General features: G+C 75.1%; 19 protein-coding genes and 1 pseudogene. 5 read left to right on the forward strand and 15 right to left on the reverse strand.

Going from position 1 to position 20,899, the window contains the following annotated elements; all coding sequences use genetic code 11:
- Window positions 1-90: 90 nt before the first annotated feature.
- Both smc and AB0G13_RS19400 read right to left on the reverse strand, forming a co-directional pair.
- A pseudogene (gene smc / locus AB0G13_RS19395) lies at window positions 91-2,502 on the reverse strand (chromosome segregation protein SMC); the annotation flags it as partial.
- 317 nt (window positions 2,503-2,819) lie between these two features.
- Entirely contained in the window at window positions 2,820-3,014 is a 195-nt protein-coding gene (locus AB0G13_RS19400; protein ID WP_091096806.1) for a hypothetical protein, read from the reverse strand.
- 375 nt (window positions 3,015-3,389) lie between these two features.
- Between AB0G13_RS19400 and AB0G13_RS19405 the strand changes: the two genes are divergently transcribed.
- Both AB0G13_RS19405 and AB0G13_RS19410 read left to right on the forward strand, forming a co-directional pair.
- Window positions 3,390-4,664, forward strand: a complete 1,275-nt coding sequence (locus tag AB0G13_RS19405) for a CAP domain-containing protein (protein WP_357875991.1) — start codon at window positions 3,390-3,392, stop codon at window positions 4,662-4,664.
- A gap of 105 nt (window positions 4,665-4,769) precedes the next feature.
- Window positions 4,770-5,612: an endo alpha-1,4 polygalactosaminidase gene (locus tag AB0G13_RS19410; RefSeq protein ID WP_357875993.1), complete on the forward strand. Its 843-nt coding sequence runs from the start codon at window positions 4,770-4,772 to the stop codon at window positions 5,610-5,612.
- 149 nt (window positions 5,613-5,761) lie between these two features.
- Here AB0G13_RS19410 and AB0G13_RS19415 read toward each other — a convergent pair whose 3' ends face one another.
- The 11 genes from AB0G13_RS19415 to AB0G13_RS19465 form a co-directional block, all read right to left on the reverse strand.
- Window positions 5,762-7,981, reverse strand: coding sequence for an MMPL family transporter (locus AB0G13_RS19415; RefSeq protein WP_357875995.1), 2,220 nt, complete (start codon window positions 7,979-7,981; stop codon window positions 5,762-5,764).
- A gap of 222 nt (window positions 7,982-8,203) precedes the next feature.
- Window positions 8,204-9,061, reverse strand: a complete 858-nt coding sequence (gene mutM, locus AB0G13_RS19420) for a bifunctional DNA-formamidopyrimidine glycosylase/DNA-(apurinic or apyrimidinic site) lyase (RefSeq protein WP_357875997.1) — start codon at window positions 9,059-9,061, stop codon at window positions 8,204-8,206.
- Window positions 9,054-9,848 (reverse strand): ribonuclease III, encoded by a 795-nt coding sequence (gene rnc, locus AB0G13_RS19425; RefSeq protein ID WP_357875999.1) that lies wholly within the window; start codon window positions 9,846-9,848, stop codon window positions 9,054-9,056. The genes mutM and rnc overlap by 8 nt, the downstream gene beginning before the upstream one ends.
- Window positions 9,845-10,840, reverse strand: coding sequence for a phosphate acyltransferase PlsX (locus tag AB0G13_RS19430; protein WP_357876001.1), 996 nt, complete (start codon window positions 10,838-10,840; stop codon window positions 9,845-9,847). Before AB0G13_RS19430 ends, rnc begins: the two co-directional genes overlap by 4 nt.
- Window positions 10,841-10,954: 114 nt before the next feature.
- The gene (gene rpmF / locus AB0G13_RS19435; protein WP_018786309.1) at window positions 10,955-11,128 is read right to left on the reverse strand and encodes a 50S ribosomal protein L32; all 174 of its coding nucleotides are present in this window, start codon (window positions 11,126-11,128) and stop codon (window positions 10,955-10,957) included.
- Between the two features lie 5 nt (window positions 11,129-11,133).
- Window positions 11,134-11,697 (reverse strand): YceD family protein, encoded by a 564-nt coding sequence (locus tag AB0G13_RS19440; protein ID WP_357876003.1) that lies wholly within the window; start codon window positions 11,695-11,697, stop codon window positions 11,134-11,136.
- Window positions 11,698-11,806: 109 nt separating this feature from the next.
- Entirely contained in the window at window positions 11,807-12,304 is a 498-nt protein-coding gene (locus AB0G13_RS19445; protein ID WP_357876005.1) for a hypothetical protein, read from the reverse strand.
- A 189-nt stretch (window positions 12,305-12,493) separates the two neighbouring features.
- Window positions 12,494-12,982 carry a pantetheine-phosphate adenylyltransferase gene (coaD, locus tag AB0G13_RS19450; RefSeq protein WP_357876007.1) on the reverse strand — a complete coding sequence of 163 codons (489 nt, stop codon included), beginning with the start codon at window positions 12,980-12,982 and terminating at the stop codon, window positions 12,494-12,496.
- Window positions 12,979-13,542 carry a 16S rRNA (guanine(966)-N(2))-methyltransferase RsmD gene (rsmD, locus tag AB0G13_RS19455; protein WP_357876009.1) on the reverse strand — a complete coding sequence of 188 codons (564 nt, stop codon included), beginning with the start codon at window positions 13,540-13,542 and terminating at the stop codon, window positions 12,979-12,981. Before rsmD ends, coaD begins: the two co-directional genes overlap by 4 nt.
- Window positions 13,543-13,890: 348 nt before the next feature.
- Entirely contained in the window at window positions 13,891-16,092 is a 2,202-nt protein-coding gene (gene recG / locus AB0G13_RS19460) for an ATP-dependent DNA helicase RecG (RefSeq protein WP_357876011.1), read from the reverse strand.
- Window positions 16,089-17,705 (reverse strand): DAK2 domain-containing protein, encoded by a 1,617-nt coding sequence (locus tag AB0G13_RS19465; RefSeq protein ID WP_357876013.1) that lies wholly within the window; start codon window positions 17,703-17,705, stop codon window positions 16,089-16,091. Before AB0G13_RS19465 ends, recG begins: the two co-directional genes overlap by 4 nt.
- 293 nt (window positions 17,706-17,998) lie before the next feature.
- On the opposite strand from AB0G13_RS19465, the gene rpmB reads away from it, so the two are divergent.
- The gene (gene rpmB, locus AB0G13_RS19470; protein ID WP_088963534.1) at window positions 17,999-18,190 is read left to right on the forward strand and encodes a 50S ribosomal protein L28; all 192 of its coding nucleotides are present in this window, start codon (window positions 17,999-18,001) and stop codon (window positions 18,188-18,190) included.
- 233 nt (window positions 18,191-18,423) lie between these two features.
- Here rpmB and AB0G13_RS19475 read toward each other — a convergent pair whose 3' ends face one another.
- Window positions 18,424-18,891, reverse strand: coding sequence for a GNAT family N-acetyltransferase (locus AB0G13_RS19475; RefSeq protein WP_357876015.1), 468 nt, complete (start codon window positions 18,889-18,891; stop codon window positions 18,424-18,426).
- Window positions 18,892-18,920: 29 nt separating this feature from the next.
- On the reverse strand, window positions 18,921-19,859 hold the full coding sequence (locus tag AB0G13_RS19480; RefSeq protein ID WP_357876017.1) for a thiamine-phosphate kinase: 939 nt from the start codon (window positions 19,857-19,859) through the stop codon (window positions 18,921-18,923).
- Between the two features lie 123 nt (window positions 19,860-19,982).
- Here AB0G13_RS19480 and AB0G13_RS19485 point away from each other — a divergent pair, with 123 nt between their 5' ends.
- The gene (locus AB0G13_RS19485; protein ID WP_101414554.1) at window positions 19,983-20,216 is read left to right on the forward strand and encodes an Lrp/AsnC ligand binding domain-containing protein; all 234 of its coding nucleotides are present in this window, start codon (window positions 19,983-19,985) and stop codon (window positions 20,214-20,216) included.
- Window positions 20,217-20,861 carry a DUF3515 family protein gene (locus tag AB0G13_RS19490; RefSeq protein ID WP_357876020.1) on the forward strand — a complete coding sequence of 215 codons (645 nt, stop codon included), beginning with the start codon at window positions 20,217-20,219 and terminating at the stop codon, window positions 20,859-20,861.
- The last annotated feature ends 38 nt before the right edge of the window (window positions 20,862-20,899 follow it).

Below are 20,899 nucleotides of genomic sequence, written 5' to 3' on the forward strand. Positions count from 1 at the left end.
CTGCACCGAGGCCATCGGCGAGGTCGGCGGCTTCTCCTACTCGGTCAACGACAGTCAGCGGCTCTACCTGATCGAGACCGCCGAGAAGGGCATCGCGAGCCGCACCTCCATCTCGTTCTGCCGCGCCTGCGGCACCATCGCGGCGAGCTGGTCGCGTTCCTCGGTGGAGGGTTCCGCGTCGACCGGGGTCTCCTCGGCCAGCCGCAGCCGCTCCTCCAGCTCGGCCAGGGTGAGCAGGTCCCGCTCCCGGGCCGCCTCCGCGCGGGCCCGGGACTCGCCGAGCCGGTCGGTCTCCGCCTTCGCCGAGCGGGCCGCCGCGCCCAGCTCGGCCAGCCGGCGGGCGGCGGCGTTGCGGTGGCTCTCCGCCTCCCGCTTGGCGGCGGCGGCGTGCTGCACCGTCTCCTTGGCGGCGGCCACCTCGGCGCGGGCGTCGACGAGCTGCTCGCGCAGCTCCGCGCCGGTGCGCTCGGCGGCGAGCCGGTTCGACCGGGCCTCCTCGACGGCGGCCTGCACCTCGATGAAGCTGGGCGCCTTGGCCGACCCGCCGGCCGCCGCGTACGCGCCGACCACGTCCCCGTCCGGGGTGACCGCGCGCAGCTCCGGGTTGCCGGCGACCACCTCGGCCGCCGCGGCGAGGTCGTCGACCAGCACCACGTCACGCAGCGCCCGGTGCACCGCCGGACGGATCTGCGGGGAGCACTCCACCAGGTCGGGCGCCCAGCGGGCGCCGTCGGGCAGCTTCGGCCGCAGCGCGTCGACCGGGGCGTCCATGCCCGGCCCGGCGGGGCTACCGACCAGCAGGCCGGCGCGGCCCGCGTCGGAGATCTTCAGCAGCCGCATGGCCTCGACCGCCTCGTCGACGCCGCTGACCGCGACCGCGTCGGCGAGCCCGCCGAGCGCGGCGGCGAGTGCGGCCTCCTGCCCGGGGGCGACGGTGAGCAGCCCGGCCAGGCTGCCCAGCAGGCCGGGGACCTCGTCGGCGCGGGCCAGCAGCGCGCCTGCGCCGTCCTTGCGGCGCAGGCCGAGGGCGAGCGCCTCCTCCCGGGCCTTCCAGGTGGCGGCGTCCTTCTCCGCCGCGCGTTCGGCGTCCGTCAGCGACCGCACGGTGGCCTGCGCCCGCTCCTGGGCGGCGACCGCCTCGGCGTGCCGGGCGTCGAGGTCGGCGTTGTCCCGGTCCGCCTCGGTGGACTGCTCGGCGACCGCGTCGAGCTCGGCCTGGGCCTGGTCGGCCCGGGCCAGCGCGTCGGCGTGCGCGGTGGCGAGCCGTTCGATCTCCTCGCCGGCGCTGGTGGTCCGGGCGCGGGCGGAGTTGACCTGGCCGGTCAGCCGGGCCAGCCCCTCCCGCCGGTCGGCGATCGCCTTGGCCGCGGCGACCAGCTCGCGTTCGGCGGCGGCGAGCTGCCGTTCCAGCTCCTGGCGGTGCTCGACGGCCTCGGCCAGCCGGATCTGGTCGTCGGTGAGCGCCCCGCGCAGCTCCTCCTCCTGCTCGCGGATCCGCTCGGCCTCGGCCTCCAGCTGGTCGGGGTCGCGACCGGGGCGCTCGTCATCCGGAGTGGCGCTGAGGTGCCGCAGCCGTTCCCGGGCGAGCTGCTCGATGGAGCGGAACCGCTCGGAGAGGGCGGAGAGCTTGTACCAGGTGTCCTGGGCGGCGGCCAGCAGCGGCGCGTCCTCGGCGAGGGCCGCCTCCAGCTCGCCCAGCCGCGCCTGCACCTCGGTGTGCTCGGCCTCGACCTGCTCGCGCCGCTCCCGCACCGCGGTCTCGTCGGCGATCTCCCGGTCGAGGGTGGCCCGCAGGGTGGCCAGGTCGTCGGCGAGCAGCCGCAGCCGGGCGTCGCGCAGGTTGGCCTGGATGGCGGCGGCGCGGCGGGCCACCTCCGCCTGCCGGCCCAGCGGCTTGAGCTGGCGGCGCAGCTCGGCGGTGAGGTCGGTCAGCCGGTTGAGGTTGGTCTGCATCGCGTCGAGCTTCCGCAGCGCCTTCTCCTTGCGCTTGCGGTGCTTGAGGACGCCGGCCGCCTCCTCGATGAACGACCGCCGGTCCTCCGGCTTGGCGTGCAGCATCCCGTCGAGCCGCCCCTGGCCGACGATGATGTGCATCTCCCGGCCGATGCCGGAGTCCGACAGCAGCTCCTGGATGTCGAGCAGCCGGCAGGAGTCGCCGTTGATCTCGTACTCGCTCTCGCCGGAGCGGAACATCCGGCGGGTGATCGACACCTCGGTGTACTCGATCGGCAGCGCGCCGTCGGTGTTGTCGATCGTGAGTGTCACCTCGGCCCGGCCCAGCGGGGCCCGGCCGGCGGTGCCGGCGAAGATGACGTCCTCCATCTTGCCGCCGCGCAGCGCCTTGGCGCCCTGCTCGCCGAGCACCCAGGCGATGGCGTCGACGACGTTGGACTTGCCGGAGCCGTTCGGGCCGACCACGCAGGTGATCCCCGGCTCCAGCTTCAGCGTCGTCGCGGAGGCGAAGGACTTGAAGCCCTTCACCGTCAGGCTCTTGAGATGCACCGTCTCGATCCTCGTCCGGTGGTCGCCGTACCGTCGCCGGCTGCGCGGACCTGGGTTGACCCGCAGACTAACCCGGGACCGGGAACCGCCGGACACGCGACCCGCCTGGCGACCGCCCGGGGTGGCACGGGCCGCCCCACCCGCCGGCCCACCCCCGGGCCCCTCCGTCGGGGGAGCCGCCCGATACGCGTTCCGGCGGGCCGCACAAGATCAGGAATTGGCGCCGGCGAAAAGGGCGCGGACAGAGCTGCGCGCCGGCACGGAAAGTGTCGGCGCGCTCTTTTTGCGTGGTGCGATTCAGTTTTCCGATCCGGAGATCAGGTCAGCGCGGGCTCGGCCAGACGGAGCAGGTCATCTGCTTCCGCCGCAGCCGCCGCGAGCCGATCGTTCTCGGCACGCAACCGCGTGATCTCGAACTCCAGAGCCCGAACCGTGGCACGCAGTCGGGTGACCTCGTCGAGCAGACGCCGATCGGGCGCCGCACCTACGTGGCCGTACAGGGCCTTAGCCATGTTGACTCCTTGATATGCGCTGCCGGAAGGGCCGGCCAACGCGCGCCCAAATGTGTACGCGGCTGTCATCCCAGACGATTCTGGGCATGACCGGGCGCGACTGGCGACACCTACATATTGAGCCGACACCCCCTCCTTAGTCAAGTTCTCGCAGGCCGTAGATCATTTCCACGTCGACCTGTCCACTTGCCGGGGGCTGCCACAAGGCGCGGACACACTCTGTCCGGACACCTTGACTCTACGCCCCGGATCCCGGGAAGTCGCCACCCTGCCGTCCGGCTTCCCCTTAACTCTTCCTTAGCCACGTTGCCGCAGTTCACGACCGCCACGTAGCGTCACCCCGGCCCCCGCAAGCGACCCCTTGGAGGCAGAGGCGTGTACGGCTGGACCGACCCGAACGACCCGGACGGCGCGCCCCGACGTCACGAGCAGCCGCCGGGCGAGGAGCCGCCGGCCTGGCTGACCGACCGTCCGGAGCCGAGGTCGGCCTACCTGTTCGGGGACGACCCGGAGCAGCCCGCCGACGAGTGGCACCGCGATCAGCCGACCGCGCGCTGGCAGCCCGAGCCCGCCGGGCCGACCGGGACCTGGCAGCCGCAGTCCACCGACCCGACCGCGACCTGGCGACCCGAGCCGGACGACCGCTGGCAGGCCGAGGCGGGCGACCGCTGGCAGGCCGGACCCGGTGACCGCTGGCAGGCCGAGGCGGGCGACCGCTGGGGCGCCGGGGCCGACAGCCCGACGGACGGGCCGTACCGGGCGGAGCCTGCCCCCGCCGGGGACCGGACCGCCGGTGCCTGGCCGGTCGACGACCCGACCGCCCCCGTCGACCTCGCCGCGCTCCGTGCCGCCCCGACCGGGGCGACGCCGGCCACCGCCGAGGGCCGCCACCGCCCCCGCCGCCGGTTCTCCCGCCCGGTGCTGATCGGTGGCGTCGCCGCGGCCGCCACGCTGGTCGTGAGCCTCGGTGTCGGCGCGGTCACGCTGACCGGCGCCGGCACGGCGACCGATCGGGCCGCCGTCGACGACACGATCGCCGCCGCACCGGCGCTGCCGGGCACCGAATCGGCACCCGGCGACGCGCTGGCCCCGCCCACCCCGAGCGCCACGCCGAGCGCCGCGCCGACCACCGCCAGGCCCACCCCGTCGGCCACGAAGACCACCAGGCCGACGCCGGCGCCGTCGCGTACCACCGCGGCCTCGCGGCGCAGCGCCGAGCGGAGCACGGCGCCGGCCGGCGGCACGAAGGCCCCGGTCGGCAGCGGGACCAGCAGCCAGACCCGCCAGGTCGTCGACCTGGTCAACGCCGAGCGCGCCAAGGCCGGCTGCGGCGCGCTGGGCATCGACGACAAGCTGACGACGGCGGCCCAGCGGCACAGCCAGGACCAGGCCGACCACCGGAACATGTCGCACACGGGCAGTGACGGCAGCGATGCCGGGGACCGGCTGGACCGGGTCGGCTACGCCTGGCGCACCTACGGCGAGAACGTCGCCTGGAACCAGCAGACGCCGGCCGCGGTCATGGACGCCTGGATGAACAGCCCCGGCCACCGGGCCAACATCCTGAACTGTGCCTTCACCGAGATCGGCGTCGGCGTCGCCAGCAGCAACGGGCCGTACTGGACGCAGATCTTCGCCGCGCCGCGCTGAACGCGAGTCGTGGCCGGGTCCGTGCTCGTTTGACCGGGTGAGGTACGCCGACGCGGCGTACCCGCACCGGGCGGTGTGCGGCCGCCCGCGACCCGGGAGCTGCCGATGCGGATCCGGCCGCGTACGCGCGCCGTGGGGCGGGGCCTGCGCGGGGTCCTGCCGGCCTGCGTCGCGCTCGCGCTGCTGAGCGCGGTCGCCGCCTGCCGGATGGACCTCTCCGCGCCGGGCGCCCCGACCACCTGGCCGGTGGCGTCGGCGGGCCGGTGGCAGTGGCAGTGGCAGCTCAGCGGCGTGCTCGACCCGGCCGTCGACGCCGACGTCTTCCTCCTCGACCCGGTCGCCACCACCGCCGCGCAGACCGCCGAGCTGCGCTCCCGGGACCGCCGGCTGGTCTGCCAGGTGCACGTCGGCTCCGTCCGGGCGACCGACCCGGACACGGACCGGTTCCCGGCCGCCGTGCGGGGCGCCGTGTCCCGGCGGCCGCAGAGCCGCTGGCTCGACGTGCGGCAGTGGGACGCGCTGCGTCCGGTGCTGGCCGACCGGTTCCGGCTCTGTCGGGGCAAGGGCTTCGGGGCGGTCGCGCTGGCCGACGCCGACGGGTACGCACACCGCTCCGGCTTCCCGCTCGGCTTCGACGACCAACTGCGGTTCAACCGCCGGCTGGCGGAGCTGGCCCGCTCGCTGAGCCTCTCCCCCGGCCTGATCAACGACCTGGGGCAGGTGGCGGCCCTGGCCCCGGACTTCGACTTCGCGGTCAACGAGGAGTGCGTGCGGCTGGACCAGTGCGCCCGGCTGCTGCCGTTCGTCGAGGCGGGCAAGCCGGTGTTCCACGTGGAGTACGCCGGCTCGACGACGGACTTCTGCGTCACCACGGTGGGCTACGGCCTCTCCTCGATCCGCAAGGAGCGCGAGCTCGACGCGTGGCGGCTCCCCTGCCCGGTGTCCTGACGCCACCACCGGCCCCTCCCCGCGGGCGCGGGCCGGACCATCGGCAACCTTTCTGCGGGCGGGGCCGGACCGGCGGCACCCTCGGCACCTGCATGCAGGCGGGGGGGCCGGACCGCGCGTGCGGCCCGGCCCCCGCCCCGGGCGGGTCGTCAGCGGGAGCCGACCAGCTCCGGGGTGGCCGCCGGCGGCTCGGTGGGCGCCGGGGCCGGCCGGGCGCGCAGGAACCGGGGCGCCCACCAGTTCGCGTCCCCGAGCATCGTCATCAGCGCCGGCAGCACCACCGCGCGGATGATCGTGGCGTCCAGCAGGATCGCCGCCGCCAGGCCGACGCCGAGCTGCTTCATGTCGATCGTGCTCAGGGTGGCGAAGATCGAGAAGACGCCGACCATCACGATCGCCGCGCTGGTCACCACGCCGGCCGACGAGGTGATGCCGTACGCCACCGCGTCCCGGTTGGACATGCCGGCCCGGACGCCCTCGCGGATCCGGCTGACCACGAAGACGTGGTAGTCCATCGACAGCCCGAAGAGCACCACGAAGAGGAAGAGCGGCAGCCAGGTGACGATCGCGCCCATCGAGGTGAAGCCGAGCAGCCCCTCGGCCCAGTCGCCCTGGAAGACCAGCACCAGCAACCCGTACGCGGCGCCGGCGGAGAGCAGGTTGAGCGCGATGGAGCTGAGCGCGATCACCACCGAGCGGAACGTCAGGACCATCACCAGGAACGTCAGCAGCAGCACGAAGCCCACGACGATCGGCAGCTTGTCGCGGATGTGCCGGGAGTAGTCCTCGCTGTCGGCGATGTCGCCGCCCACCGCGTACTCGACGCCGGGGATCCCGCCCAGCGCGGCCGGGACCAGGTCGTCGCGCAGCCGGTCCAGCGAGCGGACCGCCTCGTCGGTGCGGCTGGTGTGCGGGGTGGCGACCTCCAGCACCGACACCCGCCGGTCGGCGGACACCTCGATCCTCGGGCCGGTCGCCTCGGTCGGCGCGAAGAGCGGGTCGGCCGACGCGCGGCCGGCCAGCGCGGTCAGCGCCGCCTCGACCCGGTCCGCCTCGCCGGCCGGCGCCCGGACCGCGACGGTGTGGCTGGTGCCGTTGCTCGGGAACGCCGCCGTGAGCCGGTCGTACGCCTGCATGGCTGGCGTGCTGCGGGGCAGGTCCTCCATGCCGGGGAACTTCATCTTCATGCCCAGCGCGGGCGTGGCCAGGGCGAGCAGCAGCCCGACCGAGATCACCAGGGTGGCCACCGGCGCCCGCAGCGCGGGCCTCAGCACGGCCGGCCAGAACCGGGGCGACGCCTGCCCGCCGTGCCGCCCGGTACGCGGGGCGGTGAGCCGCCACAGCAGCGGCACCCGGGGCCGGTCGACCCAGCGGCCGAGCTTGGCCAGCAGGGCGGGCAGCACGGTCAGCGAGCCGATCACCGCGACCGCGACCACCAGGATCGAGCCCACCGCGAGGGAGGAGAAGACGGCGTCGTCGGCGAGCAGCAGCCCGCCCATCGAGATCATCACGGCGAGGCCGGAGACCACAACGGCGTGCCCGGAGGTCTCCGCGGCGATCTCCACCGCGTCCAGGCCGGAGCGGCCCTTCGCCCGTTCCTCCCGCTCGCGCCGCACGTAGAACAGCGAGTAGTCGACCCCGACCGCCATGCCGATCAGCAGGATCACGCTGGCGGTGGTGTCGGTCGCCGGCACCAGGTGCGAGGCGAGGGTGGACAGCCCCATGGCCGCGGCGACCGAGGAGAGCGCCAGCAGCACCGGCACGCCGGCGGCGATCAGCGCCCCGAACGCGATGATCAGGATGGCCAGGGTCACCGGGAGGCTGAGCAGCTCGGCCCGCTTGAAGTCGTCGCCGAGCGTGTCGTCCAGCGCCTGGTTGATCGACGGCCCGCCGACCTGCTCGACCCGCAGCCGCGGGTGCCCGTCCTGCACCTCGGCGGTGGCGTCCCGCAGCGGCTGCACCCGGTCGGAGGCGGTCTGCGGGTCACCCGACATCGTGATCGGCAGCAGCAGCGCGGAGCCGTCGCGGGCCGTCACCGGCTCGCCGACCGAGGCCACCCCGGTCACCGCCCGCAGCCGGGCCGCCGCGTCGTCGGCGGCGGCCCTCGCGGCGGCGGGATCGAGCGCGCCCCCGCGCGAGGTGATCAGGACGTTCTCGACCGCCGGGTCGTCGAAGTTGCCGGCCGCCACGATCAGCCCCGCCCGGCCCGACTCGCCGACGGCCTGGTCGGCGCCGGTCGCCTCCTTGAGGCCCGCGGCGCTTCCCCCGACGAAGCAGACCGCCACGAACACCACCCAGAGCGCGATGGCCCGCCACGGATGCTCCGCGCTCCACCGTGCCAACCGCACCGTCACCGGTCCTGCCCCCATCGCGGGTCCCCTCGTCACGTCATCCCCTGCCGACGGGGTCGACGCTATGGACGCAACGGGCCCGGGAGCATCAGGGAACGGCCCTGGCCGGGCCCGGAACCCGTACGCGGGCCGAAGGCGCGCCCCCGGCCGGGCGAGGCGGGCCGGAACGGGCGGTTCAGGGGGAACCTTCCCGGAGGGGCCGGGCCGACGCGCCGTCGGTGACCCGGAAACCGCTCGGGGTCATCCCCGAAGGGACCCCCGGGGGCGGGGCTGACAGCGTGGGCAGGAGTACGACGAACGGTTCATGAACGCCTCGCGACGGATGGGCGCGCCGCACCGGTGGCACGGCAGCCCCTCCCGGCCGTAGACGTTCAGCGCCCGGTCGAAGTAGCCGCTCTCCCCGTTGACGTTGACGTAGAGGGCGTCGAAGCTGGTGCCGCCGGCCTTGATCGCCTCGCCGAGGACGTCCCGGACGTGACCCAGCAGCCGCAGCGCGGCCGGGCCGGTCAACGCGTCGGTGGGGCGGGTGCCGTGCAGCCTCGCCCGCCACAGCGCCTCGTCGGCGTAGATGTTGCCCACGCCGGAGATCAGCGTCTGGTCCAGCAACGCCCGCTTGACCTCGGTACGCCGCCGGCGCAGCGCGGCGCCGAACGCCGCGTCGGAGAACTGCGGGTCCATCGGGTCCCGCGCGATGTGCGCGATCTCCGCCGGCAGCTCGGCGCCCCCGGCGGAGACCGACAGGCCGCCGAACGTGCGCTGGTCGACGAAACGCAGCTCGGGACCCTCGTCGGTGAACCGGAACCGGACCCGCAGGTGCGTCTCGTCGGGGGCGTCGGTCGGCTGCACCAGCAGCTGGCCCGACATGCCCAGGTGCCCGATCACGGCGTCGCCGCTGTCCAGCGGCAGCCACAGGTACTTGCCGCGCCGGCGCACGTCCAGCACCGCCCGGCCGGCCAGCACGTCGGCGAAGTGCCCGCCGCCGGGCGTGTGCCGGCGTACCGCGCGGGGGTGGCGCACCTCGACGGAGGAGATCCGCCGGCCGGTGACCCACCGGGCCAGCCCCTGCCGGACCGTCTCGACCTCGGGCAGTTCAGGCACGGCCCAGGCCCGCCTCGGCGGCCTCGGCCGTCTCGTCCTCGGCCATTGGGTCGCCCGCGCCGGCCGGCTCCCGCTCCGCCTGCTCGGTCAGCGTCCGCCAGGCCGCCTCGGCGGCCCGCTGCTCGGCCTCCTTCTTGCTCCGCCCGTCGGCCCCGCCGTAGCGGTTGCCGGCGACGACCACCCAGGCGGTGAACGTCTTGAGGTGGTCCGGCCCGGTGCCCTCGATGCGGTACTCGGGGACGCCGAGCCCGAGCGCCGCCGTCAGTTCCTGGAGGCTGGTCTTCCAGTCCAGGGCCGCGCCCCGGCCGGCCGACTCGGCCATCAGCGGGTCGAACAGCCGGTGGATGACGATGGCCGCGGTGTCCAGCCCGTACTGGAGGTAGATCGCGCCGAGCAGCGCCTCCAGGGTGTCGGCGAGGATGCTCGCCTTGTCCCGGCCGCCGGTGGTCTCCTCCCCCTTGCCGAGCAGCAGGTAGGCGCCGAGCCCGTCGGGGCCGAGGCCCCGGGCCACGTCGGCGAGGGCGCGCATGTTGACCACGCTGGCCCGCAGCTTGGCCAGCTGCCCCTCGGGCAGGTCGGGGTGGTTGTGGAAGAGCGCGGTGGTGATCACCACGCCGAGCACCGAGTCGCCCAGGAACTCCAACCGCTCGTTGGTGGGCAGACCGCCGTTCTCGTACGCGTACGAGCGGTGGGTCAGCGCGCGCTCCAGCAGCTCCGGATCCAGGCTTACGCCGAACGCGGCTTCCAGGTGACCGACGGACGCCCGCCGCCGCTTGTCGTTGCTCATGATGTGGGTACCTCGGTGTCGGTGGTGCGATCGGTGCTTTCCTCGCGGACGCTCACATCGGCGCCGTCGAGCAACGCGCGGACCTGGTCGGTGGCGCGACGCCGCCAGAGATGGGCGGCCAGCGCGATGCCCGCGGCGACGTCCTCGGCCCGGGCGGCGCCGTGGCAGACGACCACCGTCCCGGCAACCCCGAGCAGGGCTGCCGCCCGGGGTGCGCCGCCGCCGGACGGGGGCCCGCCGGCCATCGCGTACGCGCCCTCGATCGCCTTGAGCAGCACGTTACCGGTGAACCCGTCGGTGACCACCACATCGGCGCGCGCGCCGAGGGCGACGTCGTACCCCTCGACGAGGCCGACGTAGCGGCCGTCGCAGGGCAGCGACGCGGCGGCGAGGACGGGATCGGCGACCCGGCGGGCGCGGTCGCCCTTGCCCGCCTCGGTGCCCACCGACAGCAGCCCCACCCGGGGCGCGGCGACGGCGTGCGCCACCGCCGCGTAGGCGGCGCCGAGCACGGCGTGGCGGGCCAGGGTGGCCGGGCGCGGCTCCAGCGAGCCGCCGACGTCCAGCAGGACCACCGGACCGGCGACGGCCGGCAGGGTGGCGACCAGCGCGGGACGGCGCACGTCCGGCCAGCGGCCGAGGCCGAGCGCGACGGCGGTGACGGTGGCGCCGGTCGACCCGGCGGAGACGAGCGCGTCGGCGACGCCGTCGCGGACGGCGTGCACGGCGGCGCGGACGGTGCTGTCGGCGCGGGCGGCCACGGGGTGGTCGGCCATGCTGACGGCGGCGCGGACCGGCCGTACGGTGACCCGGGCGCGCTGCGCCGGGTCGAGGGCGCGGATCACCTCGCCGGCGGCCTCGGCGGGGCCGACGAGCAGCAGGTGCAGGTCCGGGTCGGCGCGCACGGCTCGCAGAGCGCCGTCAACCACGACGGCGGGAGCGTCGTCCCCGCCGAGGAGGTCAACGGCGATCCGCGCGGTGCCCGGCTCCACCGGAACGCCGGCCGGAACAGGCCGGCCGGCGTCGGAGGGAGCCGGGGCACCGGGCGAGTGCCAGGGTGCGCGCGCCGCCCGACCAGGTGTCGGGGGCGTCACTCGGCGTCCAGGTCAGACCTCGAGAACCTGGCGGCCGTTGTAGGTGCCGCAGACGGAGCAGGCGGCGTGGGGCAGCTTCGCCGACTTGCACTGGGGGCAGGCCACGGTCGCGACCACGGTCGCCTTCCAGTTCGCCCGGCGGGCGCGGGTGTTGCTGCGCGACATCTTGCGCTTGGGGACGGCCACGGTTCCTACTCCTCTTTACGGTTCAGTTGCGACAGGCCCGCCCAACGCGGGTCGATCTGCTCGTGACTGTGGTCGGCCGGCAGATCGTCCCAGTGCACCCCGCATTCGGGGCACAGTCCTGGGCAGTCCTCCCGGCAGAGCGGGTTGGTCGGCAGCGTGAGTACCACCGCGTCCCGCAGCGCCGGCTCCAGGTCGATCAGATCGCCCTGCATCCGGCCCACCTCGTCCTCGTCGGTCGTGGTGTCCGTGGTGCTGTTCTCGTACGCGTACAGCTCCTGGATCCGCACGGCCAGCGAGTCGTCGATCTCGCGTAGGCAGCGACCGCACTCGCCCCGGACGGTACCGCTGACGGTCCCCGAGACGAGCACGCCCTCGGACACCGACTCCAACCTCAGGTCGAGGTCGAGGTCCGCGCCCTCCGGCACGGCGATCATCTCGCCGCCGAGGTCCGCCGGTGCCGGCACCACCCGCTTGACCGTACGCAACGCACCAGGTCGGCGCGGCAGCTCCCTCGTGTCGAGGACCAGCGGCGACCTGGGGTCGAGTGTCGATGGCGTGTGTTTGGGCATAGTCAGACTCCGGCCGGTGAGAGGCCGACAAAAAAGGTTACCTGGGCGACCGCCGGACCGTCGAACCGGGGGCGACGCCCGCCCCGTCTGCCGGCTGGTGAGGTGCCGCTCAGAAGGGTAGCGGGCGTTCCGCCTCCTCCCCACCGAAGGTGCCGATCTCGCGCAGCGCGTGCATCTTGTCCCGGCCGCGCTCTATCGAGGCCAGCGCCCGGGTGAGGAACTGCTCGAAGTTGGCCAGGGCGGTGTCGACGTAGTCGTCGACCTCCTCGCGCAGGCGCTGCGCCTCGGCGCGGGCCTCCGCGATGATCCGCGCGCCCTCGTGCTCGGCGGAGACCGTGATCTCGTTCACCGAGACCAGCCGGGCGTGTTCCGCCTCACCCTCGCTGATGATCCGGTCGGCCTCGCGCTTGCCGGCCTCCATGATCTTGTCCCGCTCCTCCAGCAGCGCGGCGGCCCGGCGCAGGTCGGCGGGGAGTTCGGCGCGCAGCTCGTCGAGGACCGCGATGAACTCGCCCCGGTCGACCATGCAGTTGTTGCGCGACATCGGGACGGAGCGGGCCTGCTCCACCATGGCGATCAGTTCGTCGATGCGATCGAGCGGGTCCACCGGTACCTCACTCCTGTCGTTCGTCGGGCCGATCTACATGATGCGGGCTACGGCCGGTTTCCCGCTGCACACATCATGTCGCGCCCCGACCACGCCGCGCCGCTCCCCCCGCCCCGGCGCGTCGCGGCACGGCGCGGTCCCCGCCGGGCACGGGACCGGCGGGGTGGGTGGAGCGGGTGGTCGGGGCGGTCAGTCGCGCGGCGGCGGGGCGAGGCGGGCGCTCAGCTCCTCGCGGACCCGGTCGGGCACGTGGGCGGAGATGTCGCCGCCCCACTTCGCCACGTCCTTGACCAGGCTGGAGGAGAGGAACGAGTAGAGCGGGTTGGTCGGCATGAACAGGGTCTCGACGCCGGCCAGGCCGATGTTCATCTGCGCCATCTGCAACTCGTAGTCGAAGTCGCTGACCGCCCGCAGGCCCTTGATCAGCACGCTCGCCTGCTGGGCCCGGCAGAAGTCGACCAGCAGGCCGCGGAACGACTCCACCCGGACGTTGTCGTAGGAGGCGGTCACCTCGCGGAGCATGTCGATCCGCTCCTCGACGGTGAACAGGCCGCTCTTCGACTGGTTGACCAGCACGCCCACGATCACCTCGTCGAACAGCCGGCTCGCCCGGCCGACGATGTCGAGGTGCCCGTTGGTGACCGGATCGAACGAGCCGGGACACACCGCACGTCTCATGATCGGCGACCGTACCAAAGGGTCGTCTCGCCGTACCTGCGACTGCGCTCGCCGGTGACGCCCTCCACCCACCCGACCGGGCCGGTGCGACTGGACCGCTCCACCACCACCAGTGCGTCCGGGGCCAGCCAGCCGCCGTCGACCAGCGCGGCGACCATCGCGGTGATCTCCGCGTCCGGCACCGCGTAGGGCGGGTCGGCGAAGACCACGTCGTACGGGTCGCCGTCCGGGCCGGCCGCCAGCACCGTGGCGACCCTGCCGGTGACCAGCCGGGCGGCCGGGGCGGCGCGCAGCGTCGCCACGTTCTCCCTGATCACCCGGGCCGCCCGGGGGTCGGACTCCACCAGCAGCACGTGCGCGGCGCCCCGGGAGAGGGCCTCCAGGCCGACCGCGCCGGACCCGGCGTAGAGGTCGGCGAAGCGGGCGCCGGCCAGGTCCACCTCGGCCTGCACGGCGCTGAACAGCGCCTCGCGGACCCGGTCCGACGTGGGCCGGGTGCCCGCCCCGGGCGGCGCGGCGATCCGGCGCCCGCCGAGGGTCCCGGCCACGATCCGGGTCACCGTCTCCTCCTGCTCATGCGCACGACGCTACGCGACGCGGAGGTGGCCGGCGTCGACACGGTGCGTGCCTCCCATCGACCCGGGCGACCACCCACCGTATATCGATGATCTCGCCGGCGCGGTCGCCCTGGACGCGGTGCTGTTCGTCGTCGCCCGCCGGCGTCGGGTGCGCTTCACCGCCTGAGCCGGACCGAGCTGACCCGTGAGGGGCGCGCCGACCATGTCGTCGGCGCGCCCTCACCCGTTGCGGGGCCAGCGGGCCGACGCCCGGCCGGAGAGCCACCCGCTCACGACCCTTGTGGACCGCGGCCGGGCGTCGGCGCGGGCACCTCGGACGCCCGGCCGGCGTCAGCCCTTCTCCAGGTATTCCGCGCGTTCCTCGTCGACCAGGGCGGCCACCGAAGCGGCCAGCGCCGGATGCCGGGCCAGCTCCGGGTCCTCATCGACCAGGGCGATCGCCTCGGCCCGGGCGTCGCGGATCAGGTCGGCGTCGCGCAGCAGCGAGAGCAGCCGCAGGTGCGAACGGCGTCCCGACTGGGTGGCGCCCAGCACGTCGCCCTCCCGGCGCTGCTCCAGGTCCAGCTCGGCGAGCTTGAACCCGTCGGTCGTGGAGGCCACCGCGTCGAGCCGCTCCCGCGCGGGCGTCCCCTCCAGCGCCTCGGTCACCAGCAGGCAGAGCCCCGGGGCCGAACCCCGCCCGACCCGGCCACGCAGCTGGTGCAGCTGGGAGACGCCGAACCGGTCGGCGTCGAGCACGATCATCACCGTCGCGTTCGGCACGTTGACGCCGACCTCGACCACGGTCGTGGCGACCAGCACGTCGAGGTCGCCGGCGGCGAAGGACCGCATCACCGCGTCCTTCTCGTCGGCCGGCAGCCGGCCGTGCAGCACGCCGATGCGCAGGCCGTGCAGTGGCCCCTCGGCGAGCAGCGGCGCCACCTCGGTGACCGCCATCGGCGGGCGCCGCCCGTTGTCGTCCTCCGGCGGCGGCTCCTCCTCGCTCGCCGGGCCCTCGCCGATCCGTGGGCAGACGACGTACGCCTGGTGCCCGGCAGCCACCTCCTCGCGCACCCGGCGCCAGGCCCGGTCCAGGAAGGCCGGCTTCTCGGCGGCCGGGACCACGTGCGAGGCGATCGGCGATCGGCCCTGCGGCAGCTGGGAGAGGGTGGAGGTCTCCAGGTCGCCGTAGACGGTCATCGCCACCGTGCGCGGGATCGGGGTGGCCGTCATCACCAGCACGTGCGGCGGCTGCTCGGCCTTGGCACGCAGCGCGTCCCGCTGCTCGACGCCGAAGCGGTGCTGCTCGTCGACCACCACCAGGCCGAGGTCGGCGAAATCGACGCCCTCGTACAGCAGGGCGTGGGTGCCGAGCACGATGCCGGCGGCGCCGCTGGCGACCTCGGCCAGCGCGCGCCGGCGGGCCGCCGCGCCCAGCGAGCCGGTGACCAGCTCGACCCTGGTGGCGTCGTCGGCCGCGCCCAGCTCACCGGCCCGCCCGAGCGGACCGAGCAGGTCGAGGATGCCCCGGTGGTGCTGCGCGGCCAGCACCTCGGTCGGGGCCAGCAGCGCGGCCTGCCCGCCCGCGTCGACCACCTGGAGCATCGCGCGCAGCGCGACCACCGTCTTGCCGGAGCCGACCTCGCCCTGCAGCAGCCGGTGCATCGGGTGGGCCGTGGCGAGGTCCGCCGCGATCTCCACCCCCACGTCGCGCTGGCCGGGCGTCAGCTCGTAGGGCAGCCGGGCGTCGAAGGCGTCGAGCAGGCCGCCGGGCTTCGCCGGGCGGGGCCGGGCCGGCCACGCGGCGGCCCGGTGCTTGCGCTGCACCAGGGTGAGCTGCACGGCGAACGCCTCGTCCCACTTGAGCCGCCGTCGGGCCCGGTAGAGCGCCTCCTTGCTGGACGGCCGGTGGATCTCGCGCAGCGCCGTGCCGATGCCGCCCAGGTTGCGGCTCGCGCGCAGGGCGGCGGGCAGCGGGTCCTCCGGCGCGGTGAAGGTGTCCAGCACCACCCGGACGCAGCGGGCGATCACCCAGGTGGGCACCGCGGCGGCGGCCGGGTAGACCGGGATCAGCGCGCCCGCGAACTCCTCGATCTCCTCGCTGGCCGCCGCCTCGCCGTCGCCGCCCTCGCCGAGCAGGACGTACTCCGGGCCGTTGAGCTGCCGCTTGCCCCGGAACTCGGTGACCTTGCCGGCGAACAGGCCCCACCGGCCGGGGCGCAGCTCCCGCTCCCGCCAGGCCTGGTTGCCGAAGAAGGTCAGCGTCAGGGTGCCGCCCGAGCCGTCGCCGACGGTGACCTCCAGCAGGTTGCCCCGGCGCTGGCGCATCGGGCGCACGGCGGTGCGCTGCACCTGGGCCAGCACGGTGACCTGCTCGCCGACGTCGAGCGAGCGGATGTCGGTGTGCTCGCCGCGCTCGTCGTAGCGACGCGGGAAGTGGTAGATCAGATCGCCGGCCGTGTGCAGGTCGAGGTGACCGGCGAGGGCCTTCGCGGTCTTCTCACCGACCAGCTTCTTCAGCGGCGTGTCCAGCGTGGACGGCTCGGACGTCATTCGACCCCCACCAGGAGCGGATAGTGCGGCTGCCCGCCCGGGTACGCCTGCACCTCGACGAACGGCCAGCGCCGCCCGACGTGCGCACGGACCGCGTCGGTCAGCCCGTCGGGGGCGTCCGCCCCCGAGAGCAACGTCACCAGCTCGCCGCCGCCGCCGAGCATCCGGTCGACCACGGCGGCGCAGGTGTCGGTCAGGTCGGACCCGATCAGGTGCACCTCCCCCTCGACCAGCGCCAGCACGTCGCCCGGGCGGCAGGGGCCGGCGACGGTCAACGCGTCGCGGCGGGCGTAGCAGACCTCGGCGTAGCGGCAGGCGCCGGCCGCCTCGGCCATCGCGATCACGTCGTCCTCGAAGCGCCGGGCGGGGTCGCGCACCGCGAGGGCGGCCAGCGCCTGCACCGGCGAGCGGGTCGGCACCACGCTGACCTTGACGCCGAGCGCGTGCGCCTCCCGGGCGGCGGCGCTCGCCACCGCCTGCGTGTCGGGGTCGTTGGGCAGCACCACCACGCGGGCCGCCCCGGTGGCGCGGATCGCGTCCACCAGCTCGCCGATCGACGGGTTGCCCGGCACCACCGTCGCGCCCTCGCCGGCGAACAGCCCGGCGATGCCCGCGCCGGCGGCCACCACCACGGCGGCCCGCCCGTCGGCCGCCGCGGCGGGCGGCACCGGGGCGGCCTGGTCGGCGAAGCGGGTCACCGAGATGCGGTGCGGCCGGCCGGCCACCACGCCCGCCTCGATCGCCGCGCCCACGTCGTTGACGTGCACGTGCACGTTCCAGGTGCCCGTACCGGCACTGCCGTCGCCGACGACCACCAGCGAGTCGCCCAGGGCGGCCAGCTCGACCCGCAGCCGGGCCACCGCCTCCGGCCCGGCGTCGAGCAGGAACTGCACCTCGTACGCGTACTCCTCGGAACCGGTCTCGCGGACGGCGGTAGCCGGCGGGCGGACCGGGCGCGGCGCGGGCGCGGGCCGTTGCGGGCTCTCGCCGGTCACGACCTCGACCAGGGCGTCGAGCAGCAGGCACAGGCCCCGGCCGCCGGCGTCCACCACGCCGGCCCGCGCCAGCGCCGGGAGCTGCTCGGGGGTGCGCGCCAACGCGTGCGCCGCCCCGCCCGCCGCCGCCCGGGCCACCGCACGCAGGTCGTCGCTGTCGGCCCGCTCGGCGGCGTGCGCCGCCGCGGCGACGACGCTGAGCAGCGTGCCCTCGACCGGGCGGGCGACCGCGGCGTAGGCGGCGGCGGTGCCGTCGCGCAGGGCGGCGGCCAGCTCGCGCCCCCGCACGACGGGCACGGCGGCGACGGCGTCGGCGAAGCCGCGCAGGATCTGCGACAGGATCACCCCCGAGTTGCCCCGCGCGCCCAGCAGCGCGCCCCGGGCCATCAGCCGCAACGCGTGCGCGTGCGCGGTGGGCCCGTCCTCCGGGAGAGTGCCGAGGTCCATCGCGAGCGCCTGCTGGGCGGAGGTGAGGGTGAGCACCATGTTGGTGCCGGTGTCGCCGTCGGGCACCGGGTAGACGTTGAGGTCGTCGATCTCGCCCTGGTGGCGCTTCAGCGCGACCAGCCCACCCGCGCACCAGCGGCGGACCGCGGCGGCGTCGAGGGTGTCCAGCACGGCGAGAAGCCTACTGGCGCGCACCGACACGCGCCGGGGTCGACGGGACTCCCACGGCGTGTCCGGCACCCGCGCGCACCGACTATCCTCGTGGCGTGTCCCTCCGCGCGGCGACGACGCGGGGACGATGCGGACCGCGGGCGAGCGTGCCCGCGGCGCGCGGCGCCGGCCCCCACCCGGGCCGGCCTCCGGGGCCGGTTGGTCGGGTCCCCGGGTCATCGGGTAACCTGGCCAGGTTGCCCGGGCAGCGCCTGGCGGCGACCTCATGAACGTTTCAATCCCAGGAGTATCCCGTGGCTAGCGTGTGCGACGTCTGTGGCAAGGGACCGGGCTTCGGCCACAACGTGTCCCACTCGCACCGGCGGACCAACCGCCGCTGGAACCCGAACATCCAGTCGGTGCGTACCCCGGCCGGTGGCGGCAACACCAAGAAGATGCAGGTCTGCACCTCCTGCATCAAGGCTGGCAAGGTCACCCGCGCCTGACGCGGTAGGCCCCACCCCTCACACTCGCCATTGCCGGCGGGCCGACACGGTCCGCCGGCTCTGTCGTGTCCGGGCGACGCCGTCCGCGTCTCGCTCCCGTGGTCGGCGACCGGCCCGAGCACCGAGGTGAGCGGCCGTCGTCCCGGCGGTGGGCCGCCCGACGCCCGTCCGCACGCGGCGCGAGCGGGGTGGGCCGCGCCGGGAGCCCGGACGGGCCCCCGGCGCGGGACGGATCAGAGCGTGCGGCCGAAGGAGATGCAGCCCGGGGCGTCCCGGTAGTAGCCGAAGTTCGGGATCCGGTCGTAGCCGGCCGCCGTGTACAAGGCGATCGCCTCGGGCTGCTTGTCGCCGCACTCCAGGACGATCCGCTTGCGCCCGTGCTCCCGGGCCGAGCGCTCCACCGCCGCCAGCACCGCCCGGGCCACGCCCCGGCCCCGGGCCTCCGGCGCGGTGTACATCCGCTTCAGCTCGGCGGTGTCACCCGCGTCACCGTGGCTGCGCCAACCGCCGCAGCCCACCGGCTCGCCACCGAGGAGGGCGACGAGGAAGGCCCCGGCGGGCGGCTCGAACTCGCCCGGGTCGACCGGGGTCTCGTCGCCGCTGCCGCCGTACCGGGCGCCGAGGTCGGCCAGTGCGGCGCGGATCAGCCGCTGCGCCACCGGCGAGTCGAAACGCTCGGCCCGAATCTCGATCTCACTCACGGAGTAAAGGGTACGACGCTGATCGGCCCTTACCGGAAGTGGTCCCAGCCAGCGGGTCCGTCGTACGGCTGCCCGTCGACCGTGACGCCCGAGCCCTCCGTGACCCGCCCGATCGGCCGCCAGTCGGGTGGCAGCGCCACCGCCGACGGGAAGGTCGCGGCCAGCGCGTGGTCGTCGCCCCCGGCGAGGAGCCAGGAGTACGGGTCGACGCCGAGCGCCTGGGCGGCGTCCCGCATCTGCCGGGGCACCTCGAAGGCGTCCCGGCGCACGTCCACGGCGACCCCGCTGGCCTTCGCCACGTGCCCGAGGTCGGCGAGCAGCCCGTCCGACACGTCGATCATGGCGGTGGCGCCGAGCCGGGCGGCGTGCGGCCCCGCCGGATAGGGCACCTCGGGCCGCCGGTACGCCTCCACCAGCAGCCGGGGCGTGCGGAAGCCCCGGGAGAGCACGGTCAGTCCGGCCGCCGCGTACCCGGTGCGGCCGGCCAGGGCCAGCACGTCCCCGGGCCGCGCGCCGGAGCGCGTCACCGGCGGCCGGCCGCCGAGATCGCCGAGGGCGGTGACCGCGATCGTCAGCGTCGGGCTGGCCGACATGTCCCCGCCCACCACGCTCGCGCCTACCTTCGCCGCCTCGGCGGCCAGCCCGTCGGCGAGTTCCTCGGCCCACCCGGGCTCCAGCTCCGGCGGCATGCAGAGCGCGACCAGCAGTGCGGTCGGCTGCGCCCCCATCGCGGCGATGTCGGCCAGGTTCGCCGCCGCCGCCCGGTGGCCGACGTCACGCGCGCCGGACCAGTCCCGCCGGAAGTGCCGCCCCTCCACCAGCACGTCGGTCGAGGCCACGACCCGGGCGTCCGGGGCGGCCACCACCGCCGCGTCGTCCCCGGGACCGAGCAGAACGGTCGATCCGTACGACAACCGGGCGGTCACCCGATCGATCAGGCCGAACTCGCCGACCCCCGCGACACTCATGCCGGCCCTCCGCCGTGCTCGCTCACCGCTTCTCCTTGACCACCGATAGGGATCAGACCTGGTCCGTAAGGTACTTTCTCCCTTCGGGCCGCTCCGCAGGCGGCGACGGACGGAGGTCGAGTCGTGGTACAGGCGTACATCCTCATCCAGACCGAGGTCGGCCGGGCGCGTGACGTGGCCGGTCTCATCTCGGAGCTTGCCGGCGTGGTACGCGTCGACGCCGTCACCGGGCCGTACGACGTGGTCGTGCTCACCGAGGCGAACACCGTCGACGAGCTCGGCAAACTCATTGTCAGCAAGGTGCAGATGGTGCCCGGCATCACCCGCACCCTCACGTGTTCGGTGGTGCGCCTGTAAGTGGACAAGATCACTGACTCTCCCGTGACCGATTCCGCCCAGCCGGACGAGGCCGCCCCCGACCGGCCGGCCGCCGACCGGACGACCCGTGGCGCCGCGCTGATCGCGACGCTGGTCGCGCTGCCGGTCACCCTGCTGGTGGGCGGCCTCGCGTTCGCCCAACTCTCCCCCGACGAGCGGGCCGAGCCGGCCGCCACGCCGAGCGCGACCGCCACCACCGCCGGCCCGCAGTCCACCGCCCCGGTCGAGATGGCCGCGCCGGCGCTGGCCGAGCGGCCCGCCACGGTCTGCCGGGCCCTGCTCTCCCAGCTGCCGCCCACGGTCAACGACCTCCCGCAGCGCCCGGTCACGGCCGGCCCGGAGCAGAACGCCGCGTACGGCGACCCGGCGCTCACCGTCGCCTGCGGCGGCGCGGAGCCGGCCGTCGGCGAGACGGAGGACGTCTGGACGGTCAACCGGGTCTGCTGGTACGCCACCGAGCAGGCCGACGCCACCGTGCTCACCACGCTGGACCGGGAGACCGCCGTCACGGTCCGCGTGCCCCGCTCCTACGGGCAGGCGTTGCAGTGGGTCGCTCCCGTCTCGGACACCATCGTGGCCTCGGTGCCCTCCGGCGGCGACGCCCCCAGCGGCTGCCGGAACTGACCGACGCTCCCCCGGCCCCGCCGGGCGTGAGCGGCAGA

It is taken from the genome of Micromonospora sp. NPDC023633, assembly GCF_040640035.1.
GTDB lineage: Bacteria > Actinomycetota > Actinomycetes > Mycobacteriales > Micromonosporaceae > Micromonospora.